The 17,893-nt window shown below is 55.0% G+C and carries 15 protein-coding genes, 2 tRNA genes and 1 pseudogene; 10 read left to right on the forward strand and 8 right to left on the reverse strand.

Annotated features, from left to right (window positions below; all coding sequences use genetic code 11):
• The first annotated feature begins 77 nt into the window (after positions 1-77).
• The 6 genes and pseudogenes from ACFE33_RS07520 to ACFE33_RS07545 all read left to right on the forward strand — a co-directional run bounded on the left by ACFE33_RS07520 (position 78) and on the right by ACFE33_RS07545 (position 5,914).
• Positions 78-1,553 (forward strand): annotated as a pseudogene (locus ACFE33_RS07520) (NAD-dependent succinate-semialdehyde dehydrogenase).
• Positions 1,554-1,574: 21 nt separating this feature from the next.
• On the forward strand, positions 1,575-2,945 hold the full coding sequence (locus ACFE33_RS07525; protein WP_380058590.1) for an aspartate aminotransferase family protein: 1,371 nt from the start codon (positions 1,575-1,577) through the stop codon (positions 2,943-2,945).
• A 102-nt stretch (positions 2,946-3,047) separates the two neighbouring features.
• Positions 3,048-4,067: a lactonase family protein gene (locus ACFE33_RS07530; protein WP_380058592.1), complete on the forward strand. Its 1,020-nt coding sequence runs from the start codon at positions 3,048-3,050 to the stop codon at positions 4,065-4,067.
• 108 nt (positions 4,068-4,175) lie between these two features.
• Positions 4,176-5,516, forward strand: a complete 1,341-nt coding sequence (locus tag ACFE33_RS07535) for a hypothetical protein (protein ID WP_380058593.1) — start codon at positions 4,176-4,178, stop codon at positions 5,514-5,516.
• A 214-nt stretch (positions 5,517-5,730) separates the two neighbouring features.
• A tRNA-Asp gene (locus ACFE33_RS07540) sits at positions 5,731-5,807 on the forward strand.
• A 30-nt stretch (positions 5,808-5,837) separates the two neighbouring features.
• Positions 5,838-5,914 (forward strand) — tRNA-Asp (locus ACFE33_RS07545).
• Positions 5,915-5,940: 26 nt separating this feature from the next.
• On the opposite strand, the gene ACFE33_RS07550 is transcribed toward ACFE33_RS07545, so the two are convergent.
• From ACFE33_RS07550 to mazG, 4 genes are all read right to left on the reverse strand, one after another.
• Complete coding sequence (locus ACFE33_RS07550) at positions 5,941-7,347, reverse strand: YdiU family protein (protein ID WP_380058594.1); 1,407 nt, start codon at positions 7,345-7,347, stop codon at positions 5,941-5,943.
• 21 nt (positions 7,348-7,368) lie between these two features.
• Positions 7,369-8,322 carry a nucleoside hydrolase gene (locus ACFE33_RS07555; RefSeq protein WP_380058596.1) on the reverse strand — a complete coding sequence of 318 codons (954 nt, stop codon included), beginning with the start codon at positions 8,320-8,322 and terminating at the stop codon, positions 7,369-7,371.
• A 141-nt stretch (positions 8,323-8,463) separates the two neighbouring features.
• Entirely contained in the window at positions 8,464-9,462 is a 999-nt protein-coding gene (locus ACFE33_RS07560; RefSeq protein ID WP_380058597.1) for a Fe(3+) ABC transporter substrate-binding protein, read from the reverse strand.
• A gap of 103 nt (positions 9,463-9,565) precedes the next feature.
• On the reverse strand, positions 9,566-10,402 hold the full coding sequence (mazG, locus tag ACFE33_RS07565) for a nucleoside triphosphate pyrophosphohydrolase (protein ID WP_380058599.1): 837 nt from the start codon (positions 10,400-10,402) through the stop codon (positions 9,566-9,568).
• Positions 10,403-10,471: 69 nt separating this feature from the next.
• Here mazG and ACFE33_RS07570 point away from each other — a divergent pair, with 69 nt between their 5' ends.
• Positions 10,472-11,638, forward strand: coding sequence for a M20 aminoacylase family protein (locus ACFE33_RS07570; RefSeq protein ID WP_380058601.1), 1,167 nt, complete (start codon positions 10,472-10,474; stop codon positions 11,636-11,638).
• Here the strand turns inward: ACFE33_RS07570 and ACFE33_RS07575 are convergent.
• Positions 11,628-11,930 carry a hypothetical protein gene (locus ACFE33_RS07575; protein WP_380058603.1) on the reverse strand — a complete coding sequence of 101 codons (303 nt, stop codon included), beginning with the start codon at positions 11,928-11,930 and terminating at the stop codon, positions 11,628-11,630. The two genes, ACFE33_RS07570 and ACFE33_RS07575, sit on opposite strands and share 11 nt — an antisense overlap.
• Before the next feature lie 44 nt (positions 11,931-11,974).
• Between ACFE33_RS07575 and prfA the strand changes: the two genes are divergently transcribed.
• The 3 genes from prfA to ACFE33_RS07590 all read left to right on the forward strand — a co-directional run bounded on the left by prfA (position 11,975) and on the right by ACFE33_RS07590 (position 14,772).
• Complete coding sequence (prfA, locus tag ACFE33_RS07580; RefSeq protein ID WP_380058605.1) at positions 11,975-13,024, forward strand: peptide chain release factor 1; 1,050 nt, start codon at positions 11,975-11,977, stop codon at positions 13,022-13,024.
• Between the two features lie 8 nt (positions 13,025-13,032).
• Positions 13,033-13,875: a peptide chain release factor N(5)-glutamine methyltransferase gene (gene prmC / locus ACFE33_RS07585; RefSeq protein WP_380058680.1), complete on the forward strand. Its 843-nt coding sequence runs from the start codon at positions 13,033-13,035 to the stop codon at positions 13,873-13,875.
• A 225-nt stretch (positions 13,876-14,100) separates the two neighbouring features.
• On the forward strand, positions 14,101-14,772 hold the full coding sequence (locus ACFE33_RS07590) for a DUF4167 domain-containing protein (protein ID WP_380058606.1): 672 nt from the start codon (positions 14,101-14,103) through the stop codon (positions 14,770-14,772).
• 48 nt (positions 14,773-14,820) lie between these two features.
• Here the strand turns inward: ACFE33_RS07590 and rsmA are convergent, their stop codons facing one another.
• From rsmA to ACFE33_RS07605, 3 genes are read right to left on the reverse strand one after another with little or no spacing between them, the layout of a single operon-like run.
• On the reverse strand, positions 14,821-15,663 hold the full coding sequence (gene rsmA / locus ACFE33_RS07595; RefSeq protein WP_380058608.1) for a 16S rRNA (adenine(1518)-N(6)/adenine(1519)-N(6))-dimethyltransferase RsmA: 843 nt from the start codon (positions 15,661-15,663) through the stop codon (positions 14,821-14,823).
• Between the two features lie 8 nt (positions 15,664-15,671).
• On the reverse strand, positions 15,672-16,646 hold the full coding sequence (gene pdxA, locus ACFE33_RS07600; protein ID WP_380058609.1) for a 4-hydroxythreonine-4-phosphate dehydrogenase PdxA: 975 nt from the start codon (positions 16,644-16,646) through the stop codon (positions 15,672-15,674).
• The gene (locus ACFE33_RS07605; RefSeq protein WP_380058611.1) at positions 16,643-17,869 is read right to left on the reverse strand and encodes a peptidylprolyl isomerase; all 1,227 of its coding nucleotides are present in this window, start codon (positions 17,867-17,869) and stop codon (positions 16,643-16,645) included. The genes pdxA and ACFE33_RS07605 overlap by 4 nt, the downstream gene beginning before the upstream one ends.
• Positions 17,870-17,893: the final 24 nt, after the last annotated feature.

The raw sequence follows: 17,893 nt of genomic DNA on the forward strand, positions 1-17,893 counted from the left end.
GTATCGCCCCATATTGCCGCTGATTTGGTCTCTCTGGTTGGAGTGTGCGGTTAGTATGATGCCAAAGGAGGTGCGTCATGCTCGATATTGCAATTTCAGCCAGAAAAGACATTGAGGACAAACGCTTACTGCGCAGTTTCTCATATGTGGATGGCAAATGGACTTCCCACCCTGAGGGGGACACATTCGCCGTTTACGACCCTGCGAACGGAGCGCATTTGGGGGATGTCGCGTCTCTCAGCGGGGCGCAGGCAAAACAGGCCGTAGATATTGCGGATACCGCATTTGAAACATGGTCGCGCCTCTTGCCGCAGGAACGAGCAGGTCTGCTGCGTCGTTGGCATGATCTGATTATCGAAGCCAAAGAAGACCTTGCGCGCATCATGGTGTTGGAGCAGGGAAAGCCGCTGTCCGAAGCGCGCGGAGAGATCGACTATGCGGCTTCATTCGTTGATTACTATGCCGAAGAGGCCAAGCGCCCGAACGTGGAGGGGGTTACCTCTCACTTAGCGGATGCAGAAGTTGAATTGTGGCTGGAGCCCATCGGCGTTGTCGCGTTGATTACTCCGTGGAACTTCCCTGCTGCGATGCTGACACGCAAGGCGGCGGCAGCACTCGCTGCTGGATGTAGCGTCGTTGCGCATCCAAGTGGAGAGACGCCGTTCTCGGCGCTCGCACTCGCCGAATTGGCAGAGCGCGCGGGCATACCGAACGGTGTGTTTAACGTCATTACCGGACAAGCGAGCGAGGTCGTCACGCCGTAGTGCGCCGACCAACGGGTGCGGGCGTTGTCATTTACCGGATCAACCGAGATTGGCCGCCTGTTGTATCGCCAATCCGCAGCGACAATTAAGAAACTGGTGCTTGAGTTGGGTGGCCATGCGCCCGTCATCGTGTTCAAGGATGCTGATCTTGACCGCGCCGTGTCGGAGACGATCAAGGCCAAGTTCGCCACATCAGGACAGGATTGTCTGGGTGCGAACAGGATTTACGTTGAGCGTGGAGTATACGAAGCGTTCTGCGAGAAGTTCATCGCCGCCACCAAGGGGCTTCGCCTTGGGGCAGGGATGGACGATCCCGACATTGGCCCGCTGATGAACGAAAAGGCGATCAGCAAACAGAAGGAGCATATCGCTGATGCGACTGAACTGGGCGCAAAGCTTGCTCTCGGTGGCGGTGTGTCTTCGCTGGGGCCGTTGTTCTTTGAGCCGACTGTACTGACGGATGTGTCGGATACTGCGCAAATCATGCACGAGGAAAGCTTTGGTCCTGTGGCGCCGATCACTGCCTTTGATACCGAAGAAGAGGTGTTGAAGCGTGCGAATGATAGCGAGTACGGCCTGATTGCCTATCTTCACACTCAGGACCCCCGTCGTATCTATCGCCTTTCGAGGGCGCTTCAATACGGTATGGTTGCGGTAAACCGAACCAAAGTGACCGGCGCGCCGATCCCGTTTGGCGGCGTAAAACAATCGGGCCTCGGACGCGAGGGTGCGCGCCTTGGGATGCAAGAATTTATGGAATTGAAATACGTTTGCCGTGATTGGGCATAGCGACAAAGAAGGGAAAACAATATGTTAACGAATGACCAGCTAGGTAAATGGGACCGCGAGAATTTCTTTCACCCATCCACGCACCTCGCCCAGCATGCGCGCGGCGAGACCGCTAGTCGTATCATCAAGACGGCCCAAGGTGTGCATATCGAAGACCGCGATGGTGCCAAGCTCTTGGATGCGTTCGCTGGCCTATACTGTGTGAATGTCGGCTATGGTCGTCAGGAAATCGCAGAAGCCATTGCCGAGCAGGCCAAAGAACTCGCCTACTATCATGCGTATGTCGGGCACGGTACCGAAGCGTCGATCACTCTTGCCAAGATGGTGTTGGATCGTGCGCCGGATCATATGTCCAAGGTGTATTTCGGCCAGTCCGGTTCAGACGCAAATGAAACCAACGTCAAGCTGATCTGGTATTACAATAACATTCTGGGCCGCCCCGAGAAGAAGAAAATCATCTCGCGTTGGCGTGGGTATCACGGCTCTGGCCTCATGACGGGCTCGCTTACGGGGCTTGAGTTGTTCCACAAGAAGTTTGATCTGCCACTTGCCCAAGTGGTCCATACCGAAGCGCCGTATTATTTCCGTCGCGAGGATCAGAACCAGACCGAAGAACAGTTCGTTGCCCATTGTGTGGCTGAGCTTGAAGCTCTGATTGAACGTGAAGGTGCGGATACAATTGCGGCCTTCATTGGCGAGCCTGTCCTTGGGACTGGTGGTATCGTACCGCCGCCCGCAGGGTATTGGGCCGCGATCCAAGAAGTTTTGAACAAGCACGATATTTTGCTTGTTGCGGACGAAGTGGTAACTGGATTTGGCCGCTTGGGAACAATGTTCGGCTCTGAGCACTACGGAATGAAGCCCGATCTGATTACGATTGCAAAGGGGCTGACCTCGGCCTATGCGCCACTATCTGGCTCGATCTTGGGCGATAAAATGTGGAAGGTTCTCGAGCAAGGTACAGACGAAAACGGCCCGATTGGGCACGGCTGGACATATTCTGCGCACCCGATTGGTGCGGCGGCGGGCGTGGCGAACCTCCGACTGATTGACGAGCTTGGTTTGGTCGAAAACGCAGGAAGTGTGGGGGCTTACCTCAACTCTGCAATGAAAGATGCGCTCGGTGATCATCCCTATGTCGGCGACATTCGCGGGGAAGGGATGCTTTGTGCCGTGGAGTTCGTAAAGGATCGCGATAGCCGCACGTTCTTTGATGCCAGCGAGAAAGTCGGTGCTAATGTTTCGGCTGCGCTCTTGCGCGAAGGCGTTATCGGCCGCGCGATGCCTCAGGGTGATATCCTCGGGTTTGCTCCGCCATTCTGTCTGACGAAATCAGACGCCGATACGATTGTTTCCTCGACGGTCAAAGCAGTGAAGGCCGTATTCGGATAAATCAACAACACTCCTTGGCGGGACCAACCCGCCAAGGACGCCGATACTTGCCCTTCGGGAAGCCGAAGACTAAAGCAGATCCTACTTACTCAGGAGGGGATTATGCGCGTCTTATTCGGAACTTACGGGGATGCAGAATCCGGCGAGAAGGGTGGAATATTTCAGTCGGTTCTAGACAATAGCGGTAAGCTGACGCCGCCTGAATGTCTGGTGCGGTGCGATAACCCTTCCTACCTTGCGTGGGGGCGTGATCGTCGCACGCTCTATGCGACGCAAGAACATCTCGATCCCGAGCGCGCGGGCGTTGCGGCTTTCTCTGTGGATGAAAATGGCGCGCTGACCCTCATGAACCAAGCGACTGTCGGAGGCTATGGCTGTTGTCACATTGCCGTTTCTCCAAATGCCGACCAACTTGCCACGGCGCAATACAACAGTGGGCATGTGTCCCTCTTTGAGCTTGGCGAAAAAGGCGAGATCGGCACACGCCGCTTTGCATCCGCTGCCAGCGGACAGGGTACGCATCCAATCCGGCAAGAGGGATCGCATGCGCATTTCGTCGCTTTCCTTAGTGAACCTGAGCAACTGATCGCGCTGGATTTCGGCCTTGATCAGATGAGAATCTACGGCGCAGAAGGCGACCAATTCGAGGTGCTGCAATTTCCAAGCGGAACCGGCCCCCGACATCTGGTGCCAAGCGCCGACGGGGCGGAGTTGTTTGTATATGGTGAGTTGGAGGAAAGTGTTTTTCGTGTGCGACGAACCAATGGCCGCTTTGAAATCCTCTCCCAGACGCCCGTATTCGCACCTCCAACCGACGAAGACGGCGCCGGCTCCGCAATCAGGCTCTCGCCATGCGGCAAATACCTCTACGTGGCGAGCAGAGTAGAAAACCAACTCGCGTGTGTCGCGATCGCCCCCGATAAGCTCGAAGTTCAAGGTAAAGTATCATGCAGTGGTCATCACCCAAGGGACTTCGAACTCTCATCATGCGGAGGTTTCGTGGTCGTGGCGAACCAACTTTCAAACCAAGTTGCTGTAATGAAGCGAGACCAAACAAATGGTGCGTTGTCCGCGCCGCACACGACTTTGAAGTTGCCGCGTGTCGCATGTGTGTTGTTTTGATTTCGCTTTGGGCGATTTTCTCCTCGCAAGATTAAAATGGTGCCGCACAGTGCCGTGTTAGAGTAAGCTGCTGACTAATAACAAGAAAACGAATAGGGTTTGAGCGCTATGGAAGCGATAATTCATATTGGTGCATATAAAACAGGGTCGACGGCTCTTCAGTACGCGCTGGCGCAAAACGCGGATAATCAAAGCACCTACTACTATCCACAAGCCGGGAGGCAGTTCTCGGATATGAGTGATCGGCATATCGGGCTCCGCTATGCCATGTCCGAAGCAAGTGCAGATGAAACCGGACTTGTGAAAACCCTTGGCTTAACCGATCCAAAGGTTCGAGCAGACTATCGCGAGAAGTTCATTCGTGAATTGGATGCCGAACTCCAGAGCGTTCCGAAAAATAAGGTCGTGATATTTTCCGATGAAGCACTGTTTTTATTCCCTGACAAGGCGATGATTGAGGCATGCTGCGACTTTATCAACGCTCGATTTGATCGGGTGAAAGTTGTTTGCTTTGTTCGTGAGCCGATTTCGTATCTTCAGGCGTCACATTCGCAAGCAATCAAGATGGGTGAGGCCTGTACATTCAGCGAGCATTCCAAACAGCGCCTAGAAGACACCTTGTTTCTAAAAGCACTTCGGGCGTGGCGCGATGGATTCGGCCAAGAACGGCTGGTCGTCGCACCTTATCAGGGAGACATCGTCGAGACCTTTGCAGAGCTTGTTGGTGTCGATATCCCGACTCTCGAAATAAAGCACGGAAGCAAAAATATCTCGTTGTCCAAGTTGGGAACTGAACTCTTGCGTGTCGTGAACACGAAATCAGAGCCCCAATTGCGACCCAAAAGTATACGTGCGGCCTTCGGCGCTTACATGGTTGGAGATAAGGGAGAGCTTTCTCCATTGACCAAGCGTGATATCGCCGCGTCTTTTGAGCAGGAACGCGAGGCTTTGGCGGCGGAGTTTGGTGTATTCACTGAACTAACCTCCAGCGAAGGAACCGCGAGCCATTCTCAGCCCGAGGATGGGAAAGCGCAAGCTCTCAATGATGTTGAGTTGGATGCAATAGCAAGTGTTATCTTTTCACTTGGAGAGAAGATAACCGTGAATCAGCAAAAGGTTACAAAATCCCGTCGACGCGCACGCAAACTAGAAGAAACAGTGCTAGACCTCGAAGCCAAAACTCTGGCGCAGTCTGAAAAGCTGGATATCGTGGCCCAAGAATTGGATCAAACACGCATTGCGCGTTCAACTGCAGAGAAGACAATTGCTCAAAGGAATAAGAGAGTCGCGGAGCTGGCTGAAAGAGTTGTGGAACTGAATGATGAACTAAAGCGTCAACAACAAGAAAATGCGCAAAAAAATCAGGAAATCCATGCTTTGATCGAAAGCAAGATTTCGAGCCGTATTAAGCGCGCGTTGCAGAAGGTCGGTCTCGCTCGTAATTCTTAACTCAGATCAGTATGCAGCTGCCATTTTAGGGGCGAATATCTTTGGGATATATGCACATAGCGTGATGATCAGAAGCCGCTTAAACGGCGTGTTTCGAGGGGGGGCAAAAAAATGTTCACTTTCACAAAGAATTCGCTCGGACTCTGCTTGACGGCAGGTGCAGCGCACCCTAAAAGCAGCCTCACGCTTGGGCAGTCGCTCAAGAGTGCAGCACGCGGTTGTAGCTCAGTTGGTTAGAGTACCGGCCTGTCACGCCGGGGGTCGCGGGTTCGAGCCCCGTCAACCGCGCCACTGCACTTTTGAATTTGCCCGTTGCGATGCGCGGTTGTAGCTCAGCTGGTTAGAGTACCGGCCTGTCACGCCGGGGGTCGCGGGTTCGAGCCCCGTCAACCGCGCCACTTTCCTCAGAATATCAATAGTTTGCCTAGGTTCCGCAGAAAGTTGCTTGCACTTCTTCGCCCTCATTTGGTGCATCCATAAGTGTCTTATCTGACGGCTCCATGTATGGCGTGCTTAGAGCTGTGTGAAGGGCTGCGAAGGGCGCCAGATCGCCTTGGACAGCAGCCTGAATCGCCTCTTCGATGCGATGGTTGCGTGGAATGACGGCGGGGTTTGCTCTTGCCATGATATTCGCTTCGGGTTTGCGACCTTGCCAGCGTTCATGCCACTCTGCGTAACGATTGTTATCATTGAACAAATGCGCGGCATTGCCCGTAGTTAGAGCGTGGAAACACTGCGTGAAATCCACAGATTCTGCGGCCATGAGATTAAGAAGATCAGTGATGAGCGCGCGATCTGCCTGCTTTGCGTCTTCAAGTCCGATCTTGCGGCCGAAAACTGCGAGCCAACTTCGGTGAAACCGTGGAACAAAACTGTTCACAATATCCGTCGCGAGAGGGATTGCTGTATCTTCGGGGCCGATCAATGGCAACAAGCAGCCAGCGAATTGCGCTAGGTTCCATGCCGCGATGTCAGGTTGATTCTGATAGGCATATCGTCCGTGACGGTCGATTGATGAAAAAACCTTTGCGGGGTCAAATCCGTCCATAAATGCGCAGGGACCATAGTCAATCGTCAGCCCACCAACGTGACAATTATCGGTGTTCATCACCCCATGTATGAATCCCAAGCCCATCCATTGCGCAATCAGGTCCGCTTGTGTGTGGACCGCGGCCTGTAACAGGTCAAGTGGCCCCTCTGCTGAAGTGAAGTGGCGAGAGATCGCCATTTCGGTAAGGCGCTGAAGCGCTTGTTGGTCGTTGCGATACGCAAAATACTGAAACGTTCCGACGCGAATATGGCTGCTGGCGACACGCGTTATGATGGCTCCCGGGAGGCCCGTTTCGCGCTGAACGCGTTCACCGGTTGCGACCACCGCCAAGGCCCGTGTCGTGGGGACGCCAAAGGCGTGCATGGCTTCGCTTACCAGAAATTCGCGCAGGGCAGGGCCAAGCCACGCTCGTCCGTCTCCATTGCGCGAAAACGGGGTTGGGCCGGAACCTTTGAGGACAATGTCGAGGCGTTCACCGTTTGTGGAAATAACTTCGCCTAGCAGGTGCGCACGACCGTCACCCAGTTGCGGGACGAAGTTTCCGAATTGATGGCCAGCGTAGGCCTGCGCAATCGGGTTGGAGCCCTTCGCAATTGCGTTCCCTGCGAGGACTTGAAGCAATTCGTCGCTGTGGAAAGCGTTTTCTGAAAGGCCGAGCTCCAATGCTAGTTCTTGATTGAGTACAAGAAGTTCGGGTGCGCGCACGGGTGTGGGCGCGACCTCTGCGAACATATGGTCGGGAAGGCGTGAATAGGAATTATCAAACGAAAATAATGTCATAACGCCCTCCGTTAAGGTGAGTTATAGCCGTGCGATCCGCTCGGTCAGAAGTTCAAAGAAGCCGTCCGCATCGATGTCGCCCATAAACATCGCGTTAGGCTTGCGGTCGGTTACGCCCCACCAATCGGCGACCGTCATACCAAGCGTTAGCTCTGATCCGGTTTCGATTTCGACATTGATGTGGCGGCCTTTGAACAGTTCTGGCTTGATCAGATAGGCGATCACACAAGGGTCGTGCAGCGGCGCGCCCTGAGAGCCGTATTTCTCTTTGTCGAAACGCTCAAAGAAGTCTGTCCATTCTGCGACCATCACGCCCGGCTTAGTGCCAAGGTTTCTAAAGGCATCTACCCGAGGCTTGGTCGTTAGCGCCTTGTGAGTTACATCTAGGGGCATTACGGTGATTGGAACGCCGGATTTGAACACAATATCAGCAGCTTCTGGGTCAACATAGATGTTGAACTCCGCAGCGGGTGTGATGTTGCCGACCTCAAAATACGCACCCCCCATGAGGACGATTTCTTGCACGCGCTCAATGATGTCGGGTGCCTTTTGAAACGCGACCGCGATATTGGTAAGCGGTCCAAGTGGGCAGAGCGTGACGGTCCCCGCGTCGTTCGAGCGCAGGGTCTCGATGATGAAATCAACGGCGTGCCCCTCGGAAAGTTCCATCTCGGGATCAGGCATTACGGGTCCGTCAAGCCCCGTTTTGCCGTGCACGTGCTCGGCTGTGACCAGCTTGCGTGAAATCGGCGCTTCGCATCCTGCGAAAACTTTAGTTTCGGGCTTCCCAGCAAGCTCGCAAACAATGCGCGCATTTTTCTGGGTGAGGGCCAATGGAACATTCCCCGCAACTGCGGTGACGCCTAAAACCTCCACATCCTCAGGGCTTCCAAGTGCAAGAAGGATTGCGACGGCGTCATCCTGACCCGGGTCTGTGTCGATGATGATTTTGCGCGGGGAGGAGGGGTTTGTCATATCAATTGGCCTTCTTTCGTGAAGCACGGAGATTGCGCAGAGAAACGAGGATTTGCAAGCAAAGAGTTTGTGAAAACCCACCGCTAAAAACAAAACAGCCCCGCGAGTTGCGAGGCTGTTTTATTGAAATTTAGGCGATGCTTAGCCGTCGAAGTCGACAGTTTCAACAAGGCGGATCGCGTCTGCGCGGCGCTTGGCGATATCCATCAGGTTGGTTGTGTCTACTTCGAACTCGCCCCAGCCTTCCACGATTGGGTCAAGCGATGTACCTGGTGCGACAGGGTACTCATAGTTTTTGGCGGCATAGATCGACTGCGCATTTGAAGACGCAAGGAATTCGATGAATTTTTGAGCGTTTTCGCGGTTTGGCGCGTGTTTTGTTAGAGCTACACCGGACACGTTAATATGTGTGCCTGCTTCTTCGAATGTCGGGAACACGATGCTCACAGAGTCGGCCCATTCTTTTTGCTCTTCGTCAGCGAGCATCTGACCCATGTAGTAGGTGTTACCGAGCGAGATATCGCACTCACCTGCCCAGATTGCTTTAACTTGGGCGCGGTCGTTGCCTTGTGGTTTGCGAGCGAGGTTGGATTTCACACCTTCGAGCCATGTTGTGACATAGGCTTCGTCGTGATGCTCAAGCATCGTAGCAACCAAGGCGACGTTGTAGGGGTGGGTGCCAGAACGTGTACAGATACGGCCTTTCCACTTGGGGTCAGCGAGGTCTTCGTATGTTGTCACTTCGCCTTCTGCGACACGCTCTTTGGATGCGTAAACGATGCGGGCGCGTGTTGTGACGCCGAACCAGTTGTTCTCTGGGTCACGAAGGTTTTCAGGGATATTCGTTGTAAGGACTTCACTCTCGATTGGTTGAGTTAGGTCAGCTTGGACAACTTCGTTCAGGCGGGAGATATCAACCGTCAGGATGACATCCGCAGGAGAGCGGCTGCCTTCTGCTGACAATTTCTCGACCATGCCTTGGTTAAGGAAAGCGACGTTCACGTCGATGCCTGTTTCCGCTGTGAACGCTTCGGTGAGCGGAGCGATCAACTCAGGTTGGCGATATGAGTAAACGTTGATTTCGTCCGCGAAAGCGGGTGTGGCAATGGCAAGAGCTGTTAGGGCTGTAAGCGTGCGCATGGTATCTCCGAGTAAAACAGTTTGGTTTTTCTACGCCTCCTTTAATCTGACTAAATCGCTCAGGTCAAGATGGCGTAGCGTGTTTCAAAGTGTTTTTGTCGGATTACGCCGACTTCGCCCGCTTCGCGCGCGCCTTTTCGTCCTGCTTTACAGCGTTCCAGAGAGCGTCCATTTCCTCTAAATCCGACTCTGAAGCGGTTTTTCCAAGTGCTGCGAGGCGTTGCTCGATGCCCTCAAAACGCCTTGTGAACTTGGCATTGGCTGAGCGCAGCGCGGCTTCTGGATCGACTTTCATATGTCGTGCGACATTGGCCATGACAAAGAGTAGATCGCCAAATTCCTCCTCGACTTCTGCCTGCGTAAGTTCGTCGCGGGCTTCGGCCAGCTCATGCGTTTCCTCAACGACTTTCTCCAGAACCTGCGAGATATCCGGCCAGTCAAACCCGACTCGTGCCGCGCGTTTTTGAAGCTTTACCGCGCGCAGAAGTGCAGGAAGCCCTACCGCCACACCGTCAAGCGCACCGGATTGGGCTTTGGAAGAGCGTTCCTTTGCCTTGATCTTTTCCCAATCGATGGTCTGCTGTTTGGCGGATTTATCGCGGCTTTCGTTGCCGAACACATGCGGATGGCGGTTGATCATTTTGTCGCTGATGTTGCGGGTTATGCTCTCAAAGTCAAAATCACCCGCTTCGGAGCCGATCTGCGCTTGAAACACTACCTGCAAGAGCAGATCACCCAACTCTCCCTCAAGCTCGGGGATGCTGCCGCGCTCAATTGCGTCCGCAACTTCGTAGGCCTCCTCTATGGTATAGGGGGCGATGGTGTCGTAGGTCTGCTCGACGTCCCAAGGACAGCCCGCTTCGGGATCGCGCAGGCGCTTCATGATTTCCAGCAGCCGAGAAATTTCGCCTGTTGATGTCAAAAGAGGATCTTGCGCCATTGCAGTGCCCTTGTGTTTGAGAAAGACTACGCCGAGTTAGACAAACCGCGCATAGGGAGTCCAGAGCAGATGGTAGTCGTTAATCGTATTGGTGATATGAGCGCAGAGATGACGAAGTGGCGGCGCACCCTGCATGAAAACCCCGAGCTTGGGTTTGAATGTCATGAAACTGCGGCGTTCGTTGCGGAGAAACTGCGCGAGTTTGGCGTGGACGCGATTGAGGAAGGGGTCGCGAAAACCGGCCTTGTTGCGATCATTGAGGGAAATAAGCCCGGACCGACGATTGGCTTGCGGGCGGATATGGATGCGCTTCCGATGCAGGAAGAAAGCGGCGTTGATTACGCATCCAAGAATGACGGCAAGATGCACGCCTGTGGCCATGACGGGCATACGACGATGCTCTTGGGGGCGGCCAAATACCTTGCGGAAACGCGTAACTTCGCTGGTCGTGTGGCGCTGCTCTTTCAACCCGCAGAAGAGGGCGGCGGTGGCGGTGAAGTCATGTGCCAAGAAGGCGTCATGGATCGCTATGACATCCACGAGGTCTATGCCATCCACAACGCACCAGAACTGCCCGTAGGGTCCTTTGCGACCTGTGTTGGCCCGAATATGGCCGCTGTCGATAGCTTTGAGGTCTTTATCAAAGGGAAAGGTGGCCACGGCGCAATGCCGCATGAAACGGCTGATCCGATTATGGCCGCGGTTGCGTTGTCAAACGGGTTGCAAAGCATCGTAAGCCGCAATCACTGTGCGACGGATGATCTTGTGCTTTCCATCACGCAAATTCACGCGGGTACGGCGGACAATATTATTCCCGACACGGCCTATATAAACGGAACTGTGCGCACGTTCTCCAAAGATGTTCAGGCAATGGTCATCGGACGCCTCGAGGAACTCTGCAAAGGGTATTCCGCCGCCTATGGCGTTGACGCTAAACTCGTTTACCACAAGGGCTATCCTGCCACGATCAACCACGCGGCCCAAACGGCAATCGCGGCGGCTGCTGCACGCGAAGTGGTGGGGGATGACAAGGTTGACGACAAGGCCATGCGTGTTATGGCGGCTGAGGATTTCGCATATATGCTAGAGGAACGCCCTGGAGCCTACTTGCATCTAGGGCAGGGCGAGAGCGCGTCGGTGCACCACCCTGCTTATGTGTTTAACGACGAAATTCTACCCATCGGGGCGTCGTTCTTTGCGAGGTTGGTGGAGCGCACACTTCCGCTTAACGGATAAGGCCTTCGGGTTCATCGATGCTGAGCGCGGACGAAAGGCAACCTTCCGATTGTTCGCGCCACATCGGATTATTCAGTGACATCTCGCAGCGGGCGGTAAAACGGCGCCCGTTGACCAAAAGGCAAATCGTTTCGCCCAGCTCAACACGCGCGCCTGATGTGTCGGTACAATAGCACGAAATTTGGGGTAGGGGCGGCGCCTCGGCGGGTTGACGAGAGGTGTCGGCCACTGTGATTGTTCCGATCAACGCAAAAATTACGCTCAAACCTTTCATACCGCCACCATACCACATCGCGCCCCCTTGACCAAATCCGGCAGATAACGCATTCCCATGTTATGATAGCTACAGATACACTCCAGCAGATCCTCCAACGGTTTCAATTTCTTGAGGCCGCGATGTCCGAAGGGACGTCCGATATTGCGACGCTCGCCAAGGAATACTCCGACCTGAAACCGGTCGTCGAGGAAATCGAGGCATTCCAACAGCTTGAAGCGGATATCGCTGCTGCAGAGGAGATGCTCGCCGATCCTGAACTCAAGGAGCTGGCCGAGGAAGAATTACCCGAACTGCGAGCCCGCTTACCAGAGGCCGAGGCCGCACTGCAACTCACGCTCTTGCCCAAGGACGAGGCCGACGCACGCCCTGCGATGCTCGAGATTCGGCCCGGAACCGGCGGCGATGAAGCGGGGCTGTTCGCGGGTGATCTGATGCGGATGTATCAGCGCTACGCCGATGAGCGGAACTGGAAATTCGAGATCATCGAGTACAACGAAAGTGAGCTTGGTGGCGTTAAGGAGCTGGTCGCGCGCATCAGCGGGGAAAACGTCTTTGCGCGTCTGAAATACGAGAGTGGCGTGCATCGTGTTCAGCGTGTCCCAACCACCGAAAGTGGCGGACGGATTCATACTTCTGCGGCGACTGTTGCGGTGCTTCCTGAGGCGCAAGACGTTGATATTGAAATAAACCCGAGCGATATCCGCATAGATACAATGCGCGCATCCGGTTCGGGCGGTCAGCACGTTAACACCACCGACTCCGCAGTGCGTATCACCCATATTCCCACGGGTATTATCGTTGTGAGCGCCGAGAAATCCCAGCACCGAAATCGTGAAATCGCCATGGGCGTGCTGAAAACTCGGCTGTATGATTTAGAACGTCAAAAGTTGCATGATGAACGCTCTGCCGACCGCAAGAGCCAAGTCGGTTCGGGCGATCGGAGCGAGCGGATTCGCACCTATAATTTCCCGCAAGGTCGCATGACCGACCACCGCATCAATCTGACGCTTTATAAACTCGATCAGGTCATGGCCGGCGATCTGGACGAAATCATCGACGCCCTGACAGCAGAGGCACAGGCCGCGCTATTGGCCGAGATGGAGAGATGAGCAGCGAACTGACGGGCGCAGTTGCGCTCGCGCGGGCAGTTGCCACTCTAAAGGGCGCAGGCATAGAGAGCGCGGCCACCGACGCGCGCATCCTATTGGCGGATGCGCTTGGAGTGGATCGTGCGCGCTTGATGCTGCTGACCCAAGATCCGCTAACGAACGAAGCCGCGCGTAAGTTTGAGAGTTCCATTGACGCCCGCGCTCAGTTTCAGCCCGTTTCACAAATAATCGGCTATCGGGAGTTTTACGGGCGCCGTTTCACCGTAACGCCAGATGTTCTCGATCCGCGTCCTGACACCGAGTTGTTGATTGATGTTGCGCTTCAGGAACCATTCGGGAGCGTGCTTGATCTTGGAACGGGGACGGGCTGTATCTTGCTGACGCTCTTGGCACAGTCTCAAGCAGCGGGCTTGGCTACCGACATAAGCGACGCCGCGTTGAGTGTTGCGCGGAGGAATGCCGAAGCTCTGGACCTCGAATCTCGCGCGCAGTTCCTCAAGAGTGACTGGTTCGCCGCTGTCTCGCCACAACGCTTTGATGCAATCGTGTCGAACCCTCCTTACATCAGTTCAGAGGCCATGGAGAGGCTGGCACCGGACGTGCGCGAATGGGAGCCGCATCTGGCCCTTACGCCGGGCGGGGACGGGCTTGGTCCGTATGTGGTTTTGACACAAAAGGCGCCGCAGTATTTGGCGCCCGACGGTCGGCTTATCGTCGAGATTGGCTATGATCAGGGACCTCAAGTGGCAAAGATGTTCCGTGACGCGGGTTTCTCCGATGTCGCAATTGCCCAAGATATTTCTGGTCATGACCGTGTAGTTTCGGGTAAGCTAAAGCAGAAGTTGACGTAATTCCTACAAATGTAGGCAAAAAATTACCTCCGAAGGGCGTTTTAACACATTTTGACTTGTTTTACGCGCTGTGTCGTGTTTACTCCTGCACAAGGTAAGGCGGCGGATGCTTAGGCGGTCCCCCTTGCTGATATGCCAGAAATCGTCAGGGCCGGTTTAGAAACCCCACGCAAGAGGCGCGGTATGGACCTAACGAGTGCCAAATAGGCTGGATAGAAAAAACTTATGAGATCTTCTAAATCACGTTCGCGCGGTAAGAACCGCAACCGTTTTTCTGCAAACGGTGGAAATATCACAAATCGGGTGTTTGATAGCTCTGGCCCCGAGGGGAAAGTGCGCGGAACGCCACAGCAAATCATTGATAAATATAATCAACTTGTGCGTGATGCGCAGCTTTCGAATGACCGCGTTGCCGCGGAAAACTTCGCACAGCATGCCGAACATTACACGCGTTTGCTTGCGGAAAACCAACGTGAGATCGAAGCGCGGCGTGAGTCGCAAGAAGCCCAAAACCGTGACCGTCAAGCGCAACGCGATAGCGAACGTGCAGAGCGCCTTGAGCGTCAGGAGAATCATCAGGCTTCTGACAAAACGGAACAACCGAACAACAAGCACGCACAGCACGAATCTTCGCAGCCCTACATCGACAACGATCTAGGGAGCGCGCCACAGCCAGACTTGCTCGACACATCCGAGAGTAATTTGGTCGAAACCCCCGAGACAAAGCCGCGCAAGCCAAGCCGCAAGCCACGTAAGCCCAAGGCCGAACTTTCAGGTGATGCCCCAGTAGGAGAGGCGGAGCCCAAACCAAAGCGCGCCCCGCGTCGCCGCAAAGAGGCACCGACGACTGACACAGTCGTAGAGAATACGCCCCAGCCAGAAACCTCGGGCGAGTAGAATTAACGAAAAACGGGCCGAGGATTTCCTTGGCCCTTTTCTTTTGCGCTAGGTTTTTGCGAGTTCGCGGGCGAGGGCGCAGAATTGCTCAATCGAGACTTGCTCTGCTCGTTCTGTCGGCTTGATGCCCGCCGCAAGCAAGCGATCCTCTATATCAGGAGCTTGCCCCTTGAGAGCCGCGCGCAACATCTTGCGCCGTTGATTGAAGGCTGCTGCGACAACCCGTGACAGTATCTTAGGATCAGCTTCAAACAGAGGTTTTTCGCGCATTTTCAGGTGTACGACCGCCGAATGGACCTTGGGCGGGGGCGAGAATGCCTCTGGCGGAAGGTTCATCACGATCTTCGCCTCACACCGCCACTGCGCCAATATAGCCAGCCGACCATAGGCCTTGCCGCCCGGTTCGGCGACAATACGGTTGGCGACCTCTCGTTGAAACATCAAGGTCAGACTGTCCCAAAACGGCGGCCAGACCTTGGGTGTAAGCCAGCGTACCAGCAACTCGGTTCCCACGTTATAGGGCAGGTTTGCGGCGACGCGGATTGGCGGAGTCAATTTGGCGAGCGGGTCAATCTCAAGTGCATCGCCGTTGATGACTTCAAGGCGTCCAGGATAGGCCTCGGCGATTTCCGCAAGGGCAGGCATACAGCGGGCGTCTTTCTCAACTGCCAGAACCTTGCGCGCGCCTTCGGCCAAAAGCCCGCGCGTAAGACCACCCGGGCCCGGTCCGATTTCAAGTACGTCGCAATTCTCCAAATCCCCCGCTTGTCGCGCTATTTTCGCCGTTAGGTTCAAATCCAGAAGAAAGTTCTGTCCAAGCGATTTTTTCGCAGAAAGCTCATGCGTGGCGATGACCTGCGCGAGTGAGGGGAGGGAATCAATCGTTGCCATGGTTCATCCTATTGGTTGTCGCGCGCTGCGGCCATTTTATGCGCAAGCTTGAGCGCTTCGATCAGGCTGCTTGGTTCTGCCATGCCCTTACCTGCGATATCGAATGCCGTACCGTGATCGGGGGACGTGCGAACAAACGGAAGGCCCAATGTCACGTTCACGCCGCGGTCGAAATCGAGGGTCTTGATCGGGATCAGGGCCTGATCGTGATACATGCACACAGCAACATCATAGCCTACACGAGCGCGCGCGTGGAACATCGTATCAGCAGGAAGCGGCCCACGGATATCGTGCCCTTCATTCGCAAGGGATGCGAGCACGGCTTGGATCATGTCGCGCTCTTCACCGCCCATTGCTCCGCCTTCCCCCGCATGGGGATTCAGGCCCGCAACGGCGATACGCGGTGCGGAGATTCCGAAGTCCCGCTTTAATCCTGCGGCGGTAATGCGGATGGTTTCGGCCAACAAGTCGGGCGTTAATTGTTTCGAAACCTCTGCAAGCGCGATGTGAATGGTAACTGGGACGACACGCAGTTGATCGCACGCAAGCATCATCACAACGCGTTCGACACCCGCTAGGTGGGCGAGGAATTCAGTATGACCGGGAAAGGCAAAACCTGCCCCGTCCTTCAGCGCCTTCTTGTGGATCGGATTGGTGCAGACGGCGCTCGCATCGCCAGACTTAACCAAATCAACCGCCCGCTTGATGACATCCACAACGCCCTGTGCATTTTCTGGGTTTGCTTGGCCCAGAGTGTTTTCGCGTGCGAACTGGTGCGGTAGGACAGGGATACCATGCGGCATCGCGGCCTGCGCCTCTTGGGGTGTGTCAATTATCACGGAAGGCACTGAACCGACCAAATGCCGAGGATCGGCGATCAGGAAAAATGGGACGGATCCCTTGAGGGTACTCCATGCCTTCTCCGCAATCTCAAGGCCCACTCCCGCAGGTTCACCGCAGGTCAGCGCAACGGGCGCGCTCATGGTCTCTGAATAACGGCAGAGGCCCGCAGCTCCGCAAGATATGAATCGGCATATGAGGCGATGCGCTGGTTCACGAGGCGCGCACGTACTTCGGCGCGGTTCTCGTCATCAATCAGTTCAGCCGTACGATTGCAAAGCATCAGAACCTTCAGGGTCTGCCCGCCATTCACGGTAAGATTGCTGGAAACCTCGCCCGGATCGAGCTTGGCCAGTTCAACAGCCACTTCATTCGGAAGGGAATTCTGGGCCTGCGAAATAATCGACAGTTGCTGCTCGGTTGCGCCCTCATAGAGGCCGTAAAGATCTTCGCAGGTATCGGCGCGGTATTTCAACTCGCGCGCTTCTTTGAGATTTTCGGGTGTGCGCCCACCAGGGAGGTACAGCCGTGCGTATTCCACCGAAAGGTCGCGTGGTGTGGGTGCTGTGGTCTCTTGGATGCTGCGCATTTGAAAGAGCAGGATCGCGTTGGGGATATCAATCGGTTCGCTGATTTCGCCCGGTGCCAACGTCAACAGGATTGGGCGAATTGGGGGTGGAAGATCAGAGAGCGAGAGCCAGTCCAGCCGACCGCCATTCGGACCGGATTGCGCAACAGAGACCTGCGCGGCCGCTCTTGAGAATGTTTCTTGGTCCCTAATCGCGCGAATTTCGTTGGCGATTGCCGCTGCGCGCTCTGCGTTTTCGGGCGTGTCGGCAGGGAGGATGATTTCGCTCAGCAATACACGAACGCCGCCGCGATTTGAGGAAAGCGACAGCGCGCGATCAAGTTCGGCCTCGGAAACATTTCCGCGTGCACCGAACAGGCCACCGACAACTTCGCGCCATACGATCCCTGCGCGGACGAAATCGCGGAAGGTTTGAATATCGATACCTTCTTGGGAGAGTGCCTGAACAAACTCTTCTGCCTGAAGATCGGCGCGGCCGGCAAATTCGATCATGCCTTGCTCGATCGCCTCCTCGGTGGCTTCAACGCCAAAACGCTCGCCTGCCTCGATATAGAGCCGCTCGTCCGTTAGACGATCAAGTGCTTCTTTTTCAACGTTTCCTGCGGTGCCGAGGACCTTAAGAAACAGCATCCGTTGCTGAAGCTCATAGCGGGTAATTACGCTTTCGTTCACCTTTAGAACCACGTCAAACGGGCTTTGGGCAAGGGCACTTTGGGCACCCATAAACAGAGCAGCAACGGCAATCAATGTGCGGCAGAATTGTTTCATTTTAATCATAACGGCTCGGCCTTACTCGTTTTG

It is taken from the genome of Falsihalocynthiibacter sp. SS001, assembly GCF_042445055.1.
Lineage (GTDB): Bacteria > Pseudomonadota > Alphaproteobacteria > Rhodobacterales > Rhodobacteraceae > Falsihalocynthiibacter.